Origin of the sequence: Streptococcus sp. CCH8-H5 (genome assembly GCF_001556505.1) — a bacterium.
In the GTDB taxonomy this organism is placed as follows: domain Bacteria; phylum Bacillota; class Bacilli; order Lactobacillales; family Streptococcaceae; genus Streptococcus.
Genome location: NZ_LSIZ01000108.1, coordinates 1 through 15,895 on the forward strand (window position 1 = coordinate 1; position 15,895 = coordinate 15,895).

The following is a 15,895-nucleotide window of genomic DNA, read 5'->3' on the forward strand; positions in this document are numbered from 1 at the left end:
TTCCTTTTTCTTTGCGGACGCCTATTCATCCTGGCAGAGAGGAAGCAATGAAAACACAAATGGCTTACTAAGAGAATATTTCCCAAAGAAAACAGATTTAGCCACTATCTCTGATGAGGCTTTGAACAAGGCTTTATTTGATATCAATCACCGACCACGAAAATGTTTAGCTTACAGAACTGCTAGTGAAGCTCTAGAGGATGAGTTCAAGTAAATGTTGCACTTATTCTTGCAATTTATCGTATAAAAAATAGTTGTTTTTCGGAAAGTTAGCTATTAATATTTATCAATGATAAAAATAGCATGTTTTAAGGGACTGACCCCAAAAAGTGAGAATTTAATAAAAAGACTTGACATAATTCGTTTACAATGGTAAACTCATTTTAAACATATTCGTTTACATCTGTAGACGACCAGGGAGGAAGGAGAATGAGCACAATAGAATTTAATACTTATATCACAGATGCAGAATGGGAAGTCATGCGTGTAGTTTGGGCAAATGATCGAGTAACTAGTAAAAAAGTCATTTCCGTATTGCAAGAAAAAATGGACTGGACACAATCCACTATCAAAACGATCTTAGGTCGATTAGTTGGAAAAGGCGTACTAAATACAGTGCATGAAGGTAGAAAGTTTATTTACACTGCCAATATTGAAGAGACAGAAGCCGTAAGGGATTATGCAGAAGATATTTTTAAACGTATTTGCAATAAGAATGTCGGAAATGTAATCGGAAGCATCATTGAAGATCATGTTTTAAGCTTCGATGATATAGATCGACTAGAAAAAATATTAGAGATGAAAAAATCTTTCGCAGTAGAAGAAGTAGATTGCAATTGTCCAGAAGGACAATGCGAATGTCATTTACATCATCATTAAGCATAAGGAGGAATTTAAGATGAATAATGACAACAAATATTCGTCCCATAATCACCATGATTATGACGACATGGATAAGTTAAAACACGAGCATGGAATCACCGATGAACATGGATACCATAAGGATCAACATCAAGTACATCATGCTGGGCATGATCACTGCGGGCACAGTGGACATGATCACAGCGGGCATAATCACAGCGGACACAGTGGGCATGATCACAGCGGGCATAATCACAGCGGACACAGTGGGCATGATCACCATCATCACGGAAGCTTTAAGGAACTTTTCTTAAAGTCATTGCCACTAGGAATCATTATTATGCTCTTAGTCCCTTTGCATGGATTTGAACTACCATTCCAGTTTACTTTTCCATATTCTGATATTGTAGTAGCTATTTTATCTACTATATTAATTATTTATGGTGGACGTCCATTCTATCAAGGTGCAGTTGACGAATTTAAACAAAAAAAACCTGGAATGATGGCACTCGTTTCTTTAGGTTTAAGTGTTTCATATTTATACAGTATTTATGCTGTGATCATTACCTACGTAACGGGTGAACACGTGATGGACTTTTTCTTTGAATTTGCTTCATTACTATTAATCATGCTATTAGGTCACTGGATTGAGATGAAAGCTATTGGAGAAGCAGGAGACGCACAAGCAGAATTGGCTAAGTTAGTGCCGAAAGATGCTCACGTTGTATTAGAAGACGATTCAATTGAAACACGACCAGTTGCTGACTTACAGGTAGGTGATTTAATTCGTGTTCAAGCCGGAGAAAATGTGCCAGCAGACGGGATTATCGAGCGTGGCGAATCACGTTTAAATGAAGCTCTTCTAACTGGGGAGTCAAAAGCAGTAAAAAAAGGCCCTGGCGATGAAGTAATCGGGGGCTCAACAAATGGAGAAGGGGTTCTTTATATTAAAGTGCTTGAGACAGGTGATCAATCCTTTATCTCTCAAGTACAGACTTTAATTAGCCAAGCTCAAAGTCAGCCTTCCAGGGCAGAAAATATTGCGCAAAAGGTTGCAGGGTGGCTCTTCTATATTGCTGTTATTGTCGCGCTAATTGCTTTTGTAGTGTGGATGATTATTGGAGATATCCCAACGGCAGTTATATTTACTATTACTACATTAGTTATTGCTTGTCCGCACGCATTGGGTCTGGCTATTCCATTGGTAACCGCCCGTAGCACAAGCTTAGGAGCTAGCCGTGGCTTACTAGTAAAAGACCGCCAAGCCTTAGAAATAGCTCAAGATGCAGATGTGATGATTTTAGATAAAACGGGTACTTTAACAACTGGTGAATTTAAAGTATTAGATGTAAAACTTCTTAATGACAAATATACAAAAGAGGAAATCATTGCCTTATTGGCAGGTATTGAAGGAGGATCTAGCCACCCAATTGCTCAATCAATTATAAGTTTCGCCGAGCAGCAAAATATACGTCCAGCATCTTTTGATTCGATTGATGTGATTTCCGGTTCTGGAGTAGAGGGTAAAGCAGGTGGGCACCGTTACCAATTAATCAGTCAAAAAGCCTATGGACGTAATCTTGATATGGATACTCCAAAAGGAGCAACTCTTAGTGTCTTAGTAGAAAATGATGATGCCATTGGTGCTGTAGCTTTAGGGGACGAATTAAAACCAACGAGTAAAGAGTTAATTAAAGCTCTTAAAAAGAACAATATTCGACCAATTATGGCAACAGGTGATAATGAAAAAGCGGCTCAAGGCGCGGCAGTAGATTTAGGGATTGAATATAGATCAAATCAATCTCCACAAGACAAATATGAGTTAGTTAAAACACTTAAAGATGAAGGAAAGAAAGTTATCATGGTAGGTGATGGTGTAAATGATGCTCCTTCTCTTGCCTTAGCAGATGTTGGTATAGCTATAGGTGCTGGAACTCAAGTTGCGTTGGATTCAGCTGATGTCATATTGACTCAATCCGATCCAGGAGATATTGGATCATTCATTGATTTAGCACACAAAACAACTCGTAAAATGAAACAAAACCTATTTTGGGGAGCTGGTTATAACTTTATAGCTATCCCTCTAGCTGCAGGAATTTTGGCTCCTATTGGTATCACATTAAGCCCTGCATTAGGAGCAATCCTAATGTCTGTGTCAACAGTCATCGTCGCCATTAATGCTATGTTATTACGTTTAGATCCAAAAAATAACGGTTAACAGATTGAATGATGGAAACTCCTTAAAGTATCAAGATACAATAGTTTTACAGGAGAAAAAGAGATGTAAGTAATGGCTCTTTGTAAAATCGTGTTGGTAGAAGTAGACGATTTTTCTACCAACACGATTTTTAATTTATTATAGAACTGATTTCTGTTAAAATCCTAAAAGCCACCTATTTCGACAGTTTTATAGCTTGCTATTCTATTTTCTTGACAATAATACCACCGTCTCCACACGTTTTTTAACCATAAAAAGACACCTCCATGAGCATTTGATTATATTGTACCAAATCCAACTTGGAGGTGTTTTTATTTAATTCTCATTTACGGGGGTCAGTGCCAATTAAAATTGCGTATTTTTTATTTAAAATGTATTAGAATTAAATTCATATAAAATATGCACGAAAAATAAATCAAAATTAAAAAGTACAAATTAATGAAGTGATTATTGATAAAAATAGTTAATAATTGGTTAAACAAAATATATAACTCGTTTATAAATTTATAGAAATGAACCATTATAAATCTCCTCTTAAATATTGAAAAAACCATTGGCAGTGGACATACTTTAAGACTATATATTTCTGAAACTAGTTTCACAATACAAATATTGACATGCAATTATTAATTGGTGGATTTTAAGTTGACATCTACAAAGCTTAATGTTAGAATACATTCAAAAATATATTTGAATGAGGTATTTTATGATTCAAAATGTTGTTACTTCAATAATCCTGTATTCTGGGACAGCCGTAGACTTACTTATTATCCTAATGTTATTTTTTGCCAAAAGAAAAAGCAGAAAGGACATCATTAACATCTATTTAGGACAATTTCTAGGCTCTGTTAGTCTAATATTCTTAAGTTTGCTTTTTGCATTTGTCTTAAATTATATTCCTAGTAAAGAGATTTTAGGTTTACTCGGTTTGATTCCAATTTTCCTAGGCCTCAAAGTTTTGCTTTTAGGAGATTCTGATGGAGAAGCTATTGCAAAAGATGGTTTGCGAAAAGACAATAAAAACCTGATTTTTCTAGTCGCTATGATTACTTTTGCAAGTTGTGGCGCTGACAATATTGGTGTCTTTGTCCCATATTTTACCACCTTAAATTTAGCGAATTTGATAGTGGCTTTACTTACCTTTTTAGTCATGATTTATCTCTTGGTTTTTTCTGCCCAAAAATTGGCACAAGTCCCTTCTGTTGGAGAAACTTTGGAGAAATATAGCAGATGGTTTATTGCCGTTGTTTATTTAGGATTGGGGATGTATATCCTGATTGAAAACAACAGCTTTGACATGCTAAGGACTGTGTTCGGCTAGGAGAAAAAATTATGAAAAAAGATAGTATCTGTCAAGTGGATGTTATAAATCAACAAAATGTTACAACCGCAACGAACTACCTTGAAAAGGAAAAAGTCCAAAAATCACTTCGTATTTTATCAAAGTTTACCGATAATAAACAGATAAATATCATCTTTTATCTCCTTGCTGTTGAAGAACTCTGTGTCTGTGATATAGCCTGTTTACTAAATCTCAGTATGGCATCTGCCTCCCACCATCTTCGTAAACTAGCCAATCAAAACATCTTGGATACTAGAAGAGAGGGGAAAATTATATATTATTTTATAAAAGATGAGGAAATCAAAGACTTTTTTAATCAACTAGGATAACAACTATTTTTACTACTTTACCATGATTATATATAGGACTTATCTATGAAATTTTTTGATGAAAATTACTCACAAGAAATACCTACTCGTATCAAATGTTTAAGAAAAAAGTATAATTTAAAGCAAAGCGACCTAGGTAATGCAGGTTAAGTTAGCCAAGTTGAAAAGGGAGGAATTTGAAAGGATTTGTATCTTTTATTTTTTGTTTCATTTATGCCCTATGCTACTGGAATAGTTAGTAGTCATTTCATGAATCATACGGCACAGCTCTTTTATGGACTGATCGTTATTGTTTCAACGGTAGTAAACTGGTTTTTACATAAAGTAATTGATAAACCCAATATAGATCAGAAAGAATTACTTGAAGTTACCGCACAATATAGGAAGTTATTGATACCTGACCTAATAATTAAAGGAGTGGGATTGATTCTATCCTTAATTCTCTATCCTCCGATTATGATGTATAGTGTTTTAATTGCGGCATTTTACATCATAACTTTAAAAACACTATCTGAAAAAAGAGTGAATAACTAAAAAATGGTGATCAAAGTTAGGTGTATTATTTTAATGCTTACAGACCTAAACTATTCCCCTATTTATAATCTATTGATTCATATTTTATGAAATTAATCAGTAGATATCGTTCTGAAAAGCCTTGATAATACGCTGTTTTTAGTCCAACTGAAATCCATACTTTCCAAACCAGGCTTGAAAAAAGCTCGTAAAGCATCACAATTTAGTAAACGTTAATTCGTTGCTGGACAGCAGAATACAAACGAAAACACTTTGCATCCTGCAAGGTGTTTTTTCTATGAGAACTGGCGGTGCGCAATTAGGATAGCTCTAGCGACTTTAGTCGCGTAGAGATATGCTATGCACAGTTGCCCCAAGAAAACAAGCGAAGCGATGTTTGATTGGATGGCGAACACTGCACTCAAAACGTTAATCAATACGATACTATCAACGTTTCAAGACATTCAAGAGTTATCTCTTGGATGTCTTTTTTTATCAAAAAATCTATAGTTTCCCTGAAATTTCCCTGACCTAATTTTTAAGATTCCTAAATGCAATTTCACCAACAGTTTGATTTACTATATCTTTAGTATTAACATAAGTCTTTGTAATTTCTTTGTCACTATGAGTTAAGGCTTCAGAAATTACTTCAAGTGGAACTCCAGCTTGTTTTGCGAGTGTCGCACCAGTATGTCTTAGTTTGTGTGGGGAAGCTGGTGCTAGTTCAGAGTGCCTGCGTCTGGCTGATTTCATTCTATAATTCAGATAATCTATATGGAGTGGTAAGTTAATATTGTTTGAACGATCATTATAGGTGAAAACAAACTGTTTTTGATTTTGTCGAAGACCAAATAGCTTAAGTTCTTCTTGTTGCTTCACTTTCCAATTTGCTAATAATTCCATCAATTCAATTGGAGCCTTAAAGAGAGTTTTTTTATTACCTTTTGTTGATTTTATATTACCAAAACGGTCTAACGCCTGTTCTATGAGTATTTCTCCAGTAGAAAAATTAATGTGTTTCCATTGTAGAGCATAGCTTTCTGATTTTCTATCAGATAAAAAGAATGTCGTATAAAAGAGAGTGTAGTCTTTTAGGTCAATAAGTCCTTTCTCTAAATCTGTGTCAAAAGCTTGTAGCCATAATTTCAGCTCTTCTTTATCGAGAGAAAGATCCTCCTCTCTTTTGCTCTCTCTAAGGAGAATCTTTCTATTAGCTTTAATTCTACTGATTGTTTTTCGGAGTTTATTTGATGGAATATATTCAAGTTCCTCAGCCCAATCGAAAACAGAATTTACATAGCTCCTAATTACCTTGAAATTAGCATAGCTATTTGCCTTGGGAGTAAGTAGTGATAGTACAAGTTGTTTATTATTAATTAAATGTTCTATTGAGTAACTTCCTAAAATTGGAATAATATGTAATCTGAATAGATTTTCTGTCTGAAATACTGTTGCTTTGGTTGGAGGTTTTAGAGTAGTAGTAGTTTGACCTGCTTTATATGGTTCTAGCCAAATTTCTTGGTAAAAGTCTTTGAATAATATACTTCCTTTATCTTTAGATAAAGTAGGTGTTTTACCCGCTCGTGCATTTTCAATATAAATAGCTAACTTTATTTCTGCTTCTTTTGCTTCTCTACGAGTTTTAAACCGTTTCTCGTACCGTCTTCCCATACCGAGTTTTCCTTGGACTTCGTCAGGAATGTAGACCCTAAGCCTATATGAACCATTATTTGTTTTCTTTATAGACATATTTACCTCCTTATGCGCTGATTTCTAATCTTGTCATCCATTGATTGATACTTTCCTTGTTAAAACGAATAGATTTTCCAATTCGGATATAGGGCAGTCCCATTGCAATCCAAATATCAAGTGTATTATTAGAGACTCCTAGATAGTTACAAGTCTGTTTTTTATTTAGAAAAGGGCTATCAGCCCCAATATCTTCTTTAAAATGATGAATTTCATTCTTTAATAATGTTGCAATCATTTGCTGAATTTCTTGAGTTTGTTCTTCTGGTAATTGTACTAGCATATATTATTCTCCTTTTAAAAGTAAAAAACCAAGGTTTCATTTTACCTTGGTCGTTATTTTTTCTTTTGAACTGATAGCTGTTCTTTAAAAAGTTTATTCATTTTTTTCTGTCCCTCAGAAGAGTTGAGAGTATCTTTGTTGATTTCCCCTTTATAAATTTGTTCCATTAGAAGTAAGTATGCTTCACCTAAAGCAGTAGTGATAAGACCAGCGGTTGTACCAGAAATAGCTCCACCAACACCGGTACCAATACCTGGGAAAAATTTCAATATATTAGAGACAATAGTTTTACCGATTAATGTAGCACTACCAGATCCTAAAGTGGATGTTACGAAAGCTGTTAGGAAAGCTTTATTTATTTCGAGTCCAAATATTACAGTAATCGCACTAATCATAGCAACTTGAGTTGGCACTAGTAAAAATGCATCAGCAAAGGGGATTGGAGCGAAACCTTCTCCAAAACTTGCTGTTACCGCTGTTGCAATAGCAGCCCTAGCATGTTTTTTTTTTGCTTCTAGAGATACTTTTTGAATATTTTGTAGTGTATCTTGAAGCTCGGAAGGTAATACTTCAGACATTACATTTATTAAGGTATCCAGCCCAAAGGATTTCGCAACATATTCTTCATCAAAATCCATGTCCTGAGCAAGAATTGGTACAACCTTACAAATATCAAGGTTTTCTTGTTCTACATGATTTTTCATTTCCAAAGCTTTTTTTCTTGGAACAGATTGTGTGAGTACCACGATTATTGGGACTTTGGAGTTTTTATTTTTTTCAGAGAACTCCTTTAGCCACTCTACCTCAGAACTATCAAAGGTACGGTTTGCTCCTACATTAATGCAGTACCAAATACAGTGGATTGTTTTGTTGATGTCATTAGAGGAGTAACCTTCGCTTATTAATTTTATTACTTCATCTTTTACGTTGTCTTGTTGGTCAGAAGAAAGTTCGAAACCGGGAGTGTCATAAATGGAGAGAGGATAGTCACTCTTAACAATTTTTCTGATTTCTTGTGTTACTGGTCTACCTAGACCGGTATCAGCAAAGTCACCTCTAAACAAACTGTTAATGAGTGTACTTTTTCCTACCCCAGATTTACCAATAACTATTATGTTAAGCTGTTTTAGATTATTTATTTTATCATTAATTGCATTAATACATTGTTGAGCAATACTATCTGTATCAATCTGCATTGATTTCTTCCTTTATATAATTATTTTTTTTTGACCAGTTCATCTTTCCATGAGACACTATAGTGCTGTCGATTATTTATCTCTACTTGTTTTTTATATAAATAATTAGTGGTTTTTTTCAAGACTTTCGGTAATAACGTTGTGGAAACTATTATTGCTCCAGTTCCTATAATGTACTTCATTTTAGATTTTTTTTTAATTGGTTTCGAATTTTTCTTTGACATAATATTTCTCACTAAATTTAAGTTTTGAAGTAATTATATCATATAAAACATTAAAATTGCTACAAAATTTCAACATTATTCAACTATCTTTATTTCCAATAACATAAGTAAATTGTTTTGCTGTTTCTGCATCAAAAGTGCGGTAGCTAACGACTCCTAGGCCTTTGACGTTTGATTCAGAGATAAGAATGGAGCAATCTGATTTGACTTGTTCCACAAAGGCGATGTAGCCATAGGTTGGATCTGCTCCAGCTTGTCCTGGGCTAAAAGATAGTGCGGAGTGTTCGGTAGGGGTATTGCCAGAAAAGAGGTCTTCACAGATGGTAGTTAGGGTATCTATGCCACCACGTTCACGAACAGTGTTTAAGGTACTTAACCCACCAGACCAGGCTTTAAAGTTGTTTAGTGAATTGATTTCGACTTTGTATTCCATAAGGGATTTCCTTTCTAGTGTTCATAGTGTTTGTTGGTTTTGAGGAGTCTTAAGATAGCCTCCCCACGATCAGTGATTTCCCCGCTATTTTGAATCATCTTCATGTATTCTGTTTGCATGATTTTGTCTGCTTCAGAAACGAGTGCTAGGGAGTTTGCGACTTGGTAGGTTAACCAGCGAATGGTTCGTTCAATACTGTAGGGTTGCAGACTGGTTGATAGTTTTAGGGGTTCAACCCCTCCAAAGAGACTTTGCCATTTTTCATCAGGCTTATAAGCTCCAAAACGGGTGACACCATCATAAACTTGGATTTCCTTATTTACGATGCCTCTTGCGATTTCTCCTAGATCTACACCGTTGATGTATTCCTCCACAACCCCTTGGGCTTTCTGGTCTGAAAAGCGTAGCTCGTAGCGGTTCCAGATACCAAAAATCTCCAAGGATTCTTCCAAGGAGATATTTTCCATACGGGCGATTTCGTATCGCTTTTCATAAAAGTTGAAGTAGAGCTGACTTTGACGGCTCCCAAAGTAAAGGGAGAGACCGTGATTGGCTTCCATATCGTCGTTATCGGTGAAGGAGCATGATATTTCATGATCTTAGATCTATTTGAAGTCATGATTAATATCAAATAAACCAAGAACTAAATCTCGAAGTTCACTTGCACTAAAGACCTCATAAGCAGGCATTTCTTCTTTCTCTTTTGCTATCTGTCTGTTTCGATGGTTGAACCAGATAGGATGCCATCCAGCGTTATAACTTCCTTCGATATCGTTGATAAAGGTATCCCCAATGTATAGGCTTTCTGAAGGTAAGAAATTTAACTTTTTGGCAGTATAGTCAAAGATTTCTTGTTGTGGTTTGCTATACCCTGTGGTCTGACTAATAATGATTTTTTTCTTTTCAAAATATTGATAGGCACCAATAAGTTGGAGTTTTCGACTCTGTAAGTCAACAGGGCCATTAGTTAGAATACCGATTGGGATGTGGTTTTCATGTAGAGCCAGCAGTAGTTGATGTATCTCAGGAATCATTGTAATCTGATCGAGTTCATATTCATAGTCAGCTTGGAAGTCTAGAGCTTCTGTCCTAGATATACTATCGATGCCAAATTCTTCCATAGTCTTCTGACAGCGAAAAATTCTAAGTTCCTCAATACTGATGAGTTTTTTCGTGTATTTAGGAAAAGCAACATCAGACCAATATCTGAAACGTTTGTAAATGTTATCTATTTGTTGGATATCAATCGTTGGAAAACATTTCTCAACGCTACGTTTAAAGGGGAGTTGATGGTCATAAAGAGTGTCATCAAGGTCAAAAACAATATTTTTATAAGTCATAATTCTAGTCCGCTTTTAAAATAGTAGTGTACTGGCTAAATTCCTCTAAGTGTTGAGGGCTAATCTGGTTATCTGTAATGATGGTATCGAGTTGATCTAGATTATAGAAGTTAAAGAAATCGTATCGATCGAATTTAGTACTGTCTACTAATAAGAATTTTTCTACAGCATTGTTTAGGGCAAGTTGTTGAATCACACCTTCCTTGTCACTATATGTAGCAATAGAATTATGGGTAACAGCATTTGCACTAACAAAAGCTTTGGCAAATCTCATTGCTTTTAAATTTGTCGAAGCCATTGAACCTACAAAAGCTCCAGTTACTTCTCTATATTCACCGCCAAGAAGCAATAAATCAATGGTTTCGCTATCATTTAGAATCAAGAACACAGGGAGACTATTTGTAATGACACGAATTTTATAACCTTTACGACCTTTCAATTCTAATGCCAGTTGTTCAAGTGTAGTTCCGGGTCCAATAAAAATAGTATCGCCATCTTTGATTAAAGAGCAGGCTTTTTTAGCAATGTCAATTTTTTCTTTTGTATTTAGACTTTTCTTCTCGATATGTGTCTTTTCAAGTGGCTTTTTAGAGGAAAGCAATTGTGCACCACCATGAGTACGTGTTAAAAGTCCATCAGCTTCTAGAGCATCAAGGTCTCTACGGGCTGTCATATCGGAAATATCTAGTTCATCTATTATTTCTTTTATGGTTATGGTCCCGTCAATCTTTAACATATCTAAAATTTTTTCTAATCGTCGTTTTTTGTTCATATGAAGACTCTTCTTTCATAAAGTAATTTTTTTCCAAAGATAATTCTCTTTTAATTGTATCATAAAAGACAATATTTTCAAGGTGAAACAAACAATTTCAAACAAAAAACAAACATTAGATGATGAAATAAGAACAGAGGGTTGACGTATATTAGCTTAGGTCAGATTTTGTATAAGACGAAAATAAAGTAGGACCTCTTAATCAGTAAGTTATAGAAAGTAAAAGACTTTTGTAATACTTGAATAGATATTTCACGTCCATTTTGTGATGGTTTAAATGAACAATAATTTAACGGTGTTATCTACTTTTTAAAAAAGCAAACAAAGAACAAACAAGAAATAAACAAAAAATAAACAAAAAGTGTTGCTTTTTGTTTGGGTGTTTGGTATTATATAAACAAAGAAATGATGAAAACGTTATTTCGAACATTTTGCAAAATATTTTCTACTTCTACGTAGCATTTCTTTCTAAAATTTAGGAGGTAGTCAAAATGGCTATTGTTGTTGGTGCAGATCTCAAAGGTACGAGATTAAAAGATGTTGTGAAAAATTTTCTTGTAGAAGAAGGTTTTGAGGTAATTGATGTGACTAAGGACGGACAAGATTTTGTTGATGTTACCTTGGCAGTTGCCTCTGAAGTAAATAAAGATGAGCAAAACTTAGGTATTGTAATTGATGCTTATGGAGCTGGTCCATTCATGGTAGCAACTAAAATTAAAGGTATGGTTGCAGCAGAAGTTTCAGATGAACGCTCAGCTTATATGACACGTGGACATAACAATTCACGAATGATTACGGTTGGCGCTGAAATCGTCGGTGATGAGCTTGCTAAAAACATCGCTAAAGGTTTCGTCAATGGTAAATATGATGGCGGACGTCATCAAATCCGAGTAGATATGCTTAACAAGATGTGTTAAGAAAAGGAGTTAAGGAATGAGAATCGCAATTGGATGTGACCACATTGTCACAGATGAAAAAATGGCAGTATCAGAATTCTTGAAATCAAAAGGACATGAGGTCCTTGATTTCGGGACATATGACCACGTACGTACTCACTACCCTATCTATGGTAAAAAAGTCGGTGAAGCAGTAGTAAGTGGTCAAGCAGACTTGGGAGTATGTATCTGTGGTACAGGTGTCGGCATTAACAATGCAGTCAATAAAGTTCCAGGTGTTCGCTCAGCGTTGGTTCGTGATATGACATCAGCTATATATGCAAAAGAAGAGTTAAATGCGAATGTTATCGGTTTCGGTGGAATGATTACTGGTGGTCTTCTTATGAATGACATCATTGAAGCTTTCATTGAAGCAGAGTACAAGCCAACAGAAGAAAATAAAAAATTGATTGCAAAAATCGAACACGTTGAAACTCATAATGCACATCAAGCAGATGAAGATTTCTTTACAGAATTCCTTGAAAAATGGGACCGTGGTGAGTATCACGACTAGATAATAGATCTATAAATCTCATAATCAGATAAAATAATTAGTTGAAAATTTTTACGTATAAACTAGAGAAATTCATCTTGTAAAAGAACTTAGTAAGAAAAGTATAAAAGAGGTATTTAAAAAATGGTACTTACAGAACAGAAACGCAAGTATTTGGAAAAACTTTCAGACGAAAATGGTATTATCTCAGCTTTGGCATTTGACCAACGTGGTGCTTTGAAACGTTTGATGGCACAATATCAAGATGCAGAGCCAACTGTAGCTCAAATGGAAGAACTGAAGGTTTTGGTTGCTGATGAACTTACAAAATATGCATCATCAATGTTGCTTGATCCTGAATACGGACTTCCAGCAACAAAAGCATTGGATAAAGAAGCTGGTCTTCTTCTTGCCTATGAAAAAACAGGTTATGATACATCAAGTACAAAACGTTTGCCTGACTGCTTGGATGTTTGGTCTGCAAAACGTATCAAAGAGCAAGGCGCTGATGCCGTTAAGTTCTTGCTTTACTATGATGTAGACAGCTCAGATGAACTTAACCAACAAAAACAAGCTTATATTGAACGTGTTGGTTCTGAATGTGTCGCTGAAGATATTCCTTTCTTCTTGGAAATCCTTGCTTATGATGAAGAAATTTCAGATGCAGGTTCTGTTGAATATGCAAAAGTGAAACCTCGCAAAGTCATTGAAGCGATGAAAGTTTTCTCTGATCCACGCTTTAACATTGATGTTCTTAAAGTAGAAGTACCAGTTAACGTTAAATATGTTGAAGGTTTTGCTGATGGTGAAGTGGTTTACAGTAAAGCTGAAGCTGCTGACTTCTTTAAAGCACAAGAAGAAGCAACTAACCTTCCATACATCTATCTAAGTGCAGGTGTGTCTGCTAAATTGTTCCAAGAAACATTGCAATTTGCTCACGACTCAGGTGCCAAGTTTAATGGTGTGCTTTGTGGACGTGCTACTTGGGCAGGATCTGTAGAACCTTACATCAAAGAAGGTGAAAAAGCAGCACGTGAGTGGTTGCGTACTACTGGATTCGAAAATATTGATGAACTTAACAAAGTTCTTGTTAAAACAGCTAGTCCATGGACTGATAAAGTATAGTAAAAACATAAAACGGAGGATATTGTTATGAACAGAGAAGAGATGACTCTTTTAGGGTTTGAAATTGTTGCCTACGCTGGCGACGCTCGCTCTAAACTTTTGGAAGCGCTTAAAGCAGCTGAAAATGGTGACTTCGCTAAGGCAGATAATCTTGTAGTAGAAGCAGGAACTTGCATTGCAGAGGCTCACAATTCTCAGACAGCTATGTTGGCTCGAGAAGCTTCTGGGGAAGAACTTCCATACAGTGTTACTATGATGCATGGTCAGGATCACTTGATGACTACGGTCTTGTTAAAAGATGTGATTTATCACCTTATCGAACTTTATAAAAGAGGAGCAAAATAATGCATAAACTCATTGAACTTATTGAGAAGGGGAAACCATTCTTTGAGAAAATCTCTCGAAACATCTATCTCCGTGCTATTCGTGATGGATTTATCGCTGGTATGCCAGTCATCCTTTTCTCATCAATCTTTATCTTGATTGCCTATGTGCCAAATGCTTGGGGCTTTCACTGGTCTAAAGGTGTTGAAACTTTCTTGATGACTCCTTATAGCTATTCAATGGGTATCCTAGCATTCTTTGTTGGTGGTACTACCGCTAAAGCTTTGACGGACTCGATGAACCGTGACCTACCTGCGACTAATCAAATTAACTTCTTGTCTACAATGCTAGCGTCTATGGTTGGTTTCCTTTTGATGGCAGCTGAACCTGCTAAAGAAGGAGGCTTCTTGACAGCCTTCATGGGTACAAAAGGTCTCTTGACAGCATTTATCGCAGCCTTTGTGACAGTTAATGTTTATAAAGTCTGTGTAAAAAATAATGTTACCATTCGTATGCCTGAAGAGGTTCCACCAAATATCTCTCAAGTATTTAAGGACTTGATTCCGTTCACTGTCTCAGTTGTTCTCCTATATGGACTTGAACTCCTTGTTAAGGGAACTCTTGGTGTAACTGTTGCAGAATCAATTGGTACCCTTCTTGCTCCTCTTTTCTCAGCTGCAGATGGTTACCTTGGAATTACTCTTATCTTTGGTGCTTATGCCTTCTTCTGGTTTGTTGGTATCCACGGTCCTTCAATTGTCGAACCAGCAATCGCTGCTATCACTTATGCCAATATCGATGCCAACTTGCATCTTATCCAAGCTGGACAACATGCAGATAAAGTTATCACTTCTGGTACTCAAATGTTTATTGTTACCATGGGTGGTACAGGAGCGACATTGATTGTTCCATTCTTGTTCATGTGGATTTGTAAATCAGAACGTAACCGTGCCATCGGACGTGCCTCAGTTGTTCCAACATTCTTTGGGGTTAACGAGCCAATCTTATTTGGTGCACCAATCGTATTGAATCCGATTTTCTTTGTACCGTTCATTTTAGCTCCGATTGTCAACGTTTGGATCTTTAAATTCTTTGTTGACACATTGAACATGAACTCATTCTCTGCCAACCTTCCATGGGTTACTCCTGGTCCGTTGGGAATTGTACTCGGTACTAACTTCCAAGTTCTATCATTTATCTTAGCCGGACTCTTGGTAGTTGTTGATACTATCATTTATTACCCATTTGTTAAGGTATACGATGAACAAATTCTTGAAGAAGAACGTTCTGGTAAAACAAACGATGCTCTTAAAGAAAAAGTAGCTGCAAACTTCAATACTGCTAAAGCAGATGCCGTTCTTGGAAAAGCAGGCGTTGCTAAAGAAGATGTAGCAGCAAACAATAATATCACAAAAGAAACTAATGTCCTTGTTCTTTGTGCAGGTGGAGGTACAAGTGGCTTGCTTGCCAATGCCTTGAACAAAGCAGCAGCAGAATACAATGTTCCAGTCAAAGCGGCAGCGGGTGGTTACGGTGCTCACCGTGAAATGTTGCCAGAGTTTGACTTGGTAATCTTGGCTCCACAGGTCGCTTCAAACTTCGATGATATGAAGGCTGAAACAGATAAATTGGGCATTAAACTTGCAAAAACTGAAGGAGCTCAATATATCAAATTGACACGTGACGGACAAGGTGCTCTTGCATTTGTTCAACAACAGTTTGATTAATAAATTTGTAAAAGTTATTTGAGACGAGATC

At 35.9% G+C, this 15,895-nt stretch carries 17 protein-coding genes and 2 pseudogenes; 11 read left to right on the plus strand and 8 right to left on the minus strand.

The genetic code is table 11. The annotated features are described in order from the left end of the window. The 6 genes from AX663_RS07105 to AX663_RS07130 form a co-directional block, all read left to right on the plus strand. Positions 1-214: IS30 family transposase (locus AX663_RS07105; protein WP_156430775.1), on the plus strand; the 214-nt coding region annotated here is incomplete at its 5' end. Between the two features lie 215 nt (positions 215-429). After that, positions 430-879: a CopY/TcrY family copper transport repressor gene (locus AX663_RS07110; RefSeq protein ID WP_060973113.1), complete on the plus strand. Its 450-nt coding sequence runs from the start codon at positions 430-432 to the stop codon at positions 877-879. A 19-nt stretch (positions 880-898) separates the two neighbouring features. After that, positions 899-3,079, plus strand: coding sequence for a copper-translocating P-type ATPase (locus AX663_RS07115; protein WP_060973114.1), 2,181 nt, complete (start codon positions 899-901; stop codon positions 3,077-3,079). A gap of 706 nt (positions 3,080-3,785) precedes the next feature. Next, the gene (locus tag AX663_RS07120) at positions 3,786-4,400 is read left to right on the plus strand and encodes a CadD family cadmium resistance transporter (RefSeq protein ID WP_038675148.1); all 615 of its coding nucleotides are present in this window, start codon (positions 3,786-3,788) and stop codon (positions 4,398-4,400) included. A gap of 11 nt (positions 4,401-4,411) precedes the next feature. Further along, positions 4,412-4,750: a Cd(II)/Zn(II)-sensing metalloregulatory transcriptional regulator CadX gene (gene cadX / locus AX663_RS07125; protein ID WP_002889640.1), complete on the plus strand. Its 339-nt coding sequence runs from the start codon at positions 4,412-4,414 to the stop codon at positions 4,748-4,750. Positions 4,751-4,999: 249 nt separating this feature from the next. Then, positions 5,000-5,284 carry a hypothetical protein gene (locus AX663_RS07130; protein ID WP_231724219.1) on the plus strand — a complete coding sequence of 95 codons (285 nt, stop codon included), beginning with the start codon at positions 5,000-5,002 and terminating at the stop codon, positions 5,282-5,284. A 510-nt stretch (positions 5,285-5,794) separates the two neighbouring features. Here AX663_RS07130 and AX663_RS07135 read toward each other — a convergent pair. The 8 genes and pseudogenes from AX663_RS07135 to AX663_RS07170 all read right to left on the minus strand — a co-directional run bounded on the left by AX663_RS07135 (position 5,795) and on the right by AX663_RS07170 (position 11,260). Next, positions 5,795-7,012, minus strand: coding sequence for a tyrosine-type recombinase/integrase (locus tag AX663_RS07135; protein ID WP_060973115.1), 1,218 nt, complete (start codon positions 7,010-7,012; stop codon positions 5,795-5,797). Between the two features lie 10 nt (positions 7,013-7,022). Then, a complete protein-coding gene (locus tag AX663_RS07140; RefSeq protein WP_002889645.1) occupies positions 7,023-7,295 on the minus strand; it encodes a helix-turn-helix domain-containing protein in 273 nt (90 codons plus the stop codon). 53 nt (positions 7,296-7,348) lie between these two features. Continuing rightward, on the minus strand, positions 7,349-8,491 hold the full coding sequence (locus tag AX663_RS07145) for a YcjF family protein (protein ID WP_002889646.1): 1,143 nt from the start codon (positions 8,489-8,491) through the stop codon (positions 7,349-7,351). A gap of 20 nt (positions 8,492-8,511) precedes the next feature. Further along, complete coding sequence (locus AX663_RS07150; RefSeq protein ID WP_037597308.1) at positions 8,512-8,715, minus strand: hypothetical protein; 204 nt, start codon at positions 8,713-8,715, stop codon at positions 8,512-8,514. A gap of 79 nt (positions 8,716-8,794) precedes the next feature. Next, a pseudogene (locus AX663_RS10820) lies at positions 8,795-9,013 on the minus strand (CHAP domain-containing protein); the annotation flags it as partial. Positions 9,014-9,162: 149 nt separating this feature from the next. Continuing rightward, positions 9,163-9,729: pseudogene (locus tag AX663_RS07160) on the minus strand (replication initiation factor domain-containing protein); the annotation flags it as partial. Between the two features lie 24 nt (positions 9,730-9,753). Beyond that, positions 9,754-10,488: an HAD family hydrolase gene (locus AX663_RS07165; protein WP_037599723.1), complete on the minus strand. Its 735-nt coding sequence runs from the start codon at positions 10,486-10,488 to the stop codon at positions 9,754-9,756. 4 nt (positions 10,489-10,492) lie between these two features. Beyond that, positions 10,493-11,260 (minus strand): DeoR/GlpR family DNA-binding transcription regulator, encoded by a 768-nt coding sequence (locus tag AX663_RS07170; protein WP_048674085.1) that lies wholly within the window; start codon positions 11,258-11,260, stop codon positions 10,493-10,495. Positions 11,261-11,751: 491 nt separating this feature from the next. Here AX663_RS07170 and lacA point away from each other — a divergent pair, with 491 nt between their 5' ends. The 5 genes from lacA to AX663_RS07195 all read left to right on the plus strand — a co-directional run bounded on the left by lacA (position 11,752) and on the right by AX663_RS07195 (position 15,864). After that, the gene (gene lacA / locus AX663_RS07175; RefSeq protein WP_002290555.1) at positions 11,752-12,177 is read left to right on the plus strand and encodes a galactose-6-phosphate isomerase subunit LacA; all 426 of its coding nucleotides are present in this window, start codon (positions 11,752-11,754) and stop codon (positions 12,175-12,177) included. A 16-nt stretch (positions 12,178-12,193) separates the two neighbouring features. After that, positions 12,194-12,709 carry a galactose-6-phosphate isomerase subunit LacB gene (gene lacB, locus AX663_RS07180; RefSeq protein ID WP_002889666.1) on the plus strand — a complete coding sequence of 172 codons (516 nt, stop codon included), beginning with the start codon at positions 12,194-12,196 and terminating at the stop codon, positions 12,707-12,709. Between the two features lie 123 nt (positions 12,710-12,832). Further along, positions 12,833-13,813 (plus strand): tagatose-bisphosphate aldolase, encoded by a 981-nt coding sequence (lacD, locus tag AX663_RS07185; RefSeq protein WP_002889668.1) that lies wholly within the window; start codon positions 12,833-12,835, stop codon positions 13,811-13,813. A 27-nt stretch (positions 13,814-13,840) separates the two neighbouring features. Then, on the plus strand, positions 13,841-14,158 hold the full coding sequence (locus tag AX663_RS07190) for a PTS lactose/cellobiose transporter subunit IIA (protein ID WP_002889669.1): 318 nt from the start codon (positions 13,841-13,843) through the stop codon (positions 14,156-14,158). Then, a complete protein-coding gene (locus AX663_RS07195) occupies positions 14,158-15,864 on the plus strand; it encodes a lactose-specific PTS transporter subunit EIIC (RefSeq protein ID WP_037599720.1) in 1,707 nt (568 codons plus the stop codon). Before AX663_RS07190 ends, AX663_RS07195 begins: the two co-directional genes overlap by 1 nt. Positions 15,865-15,895: the final 31 nt, after the last annotated feature.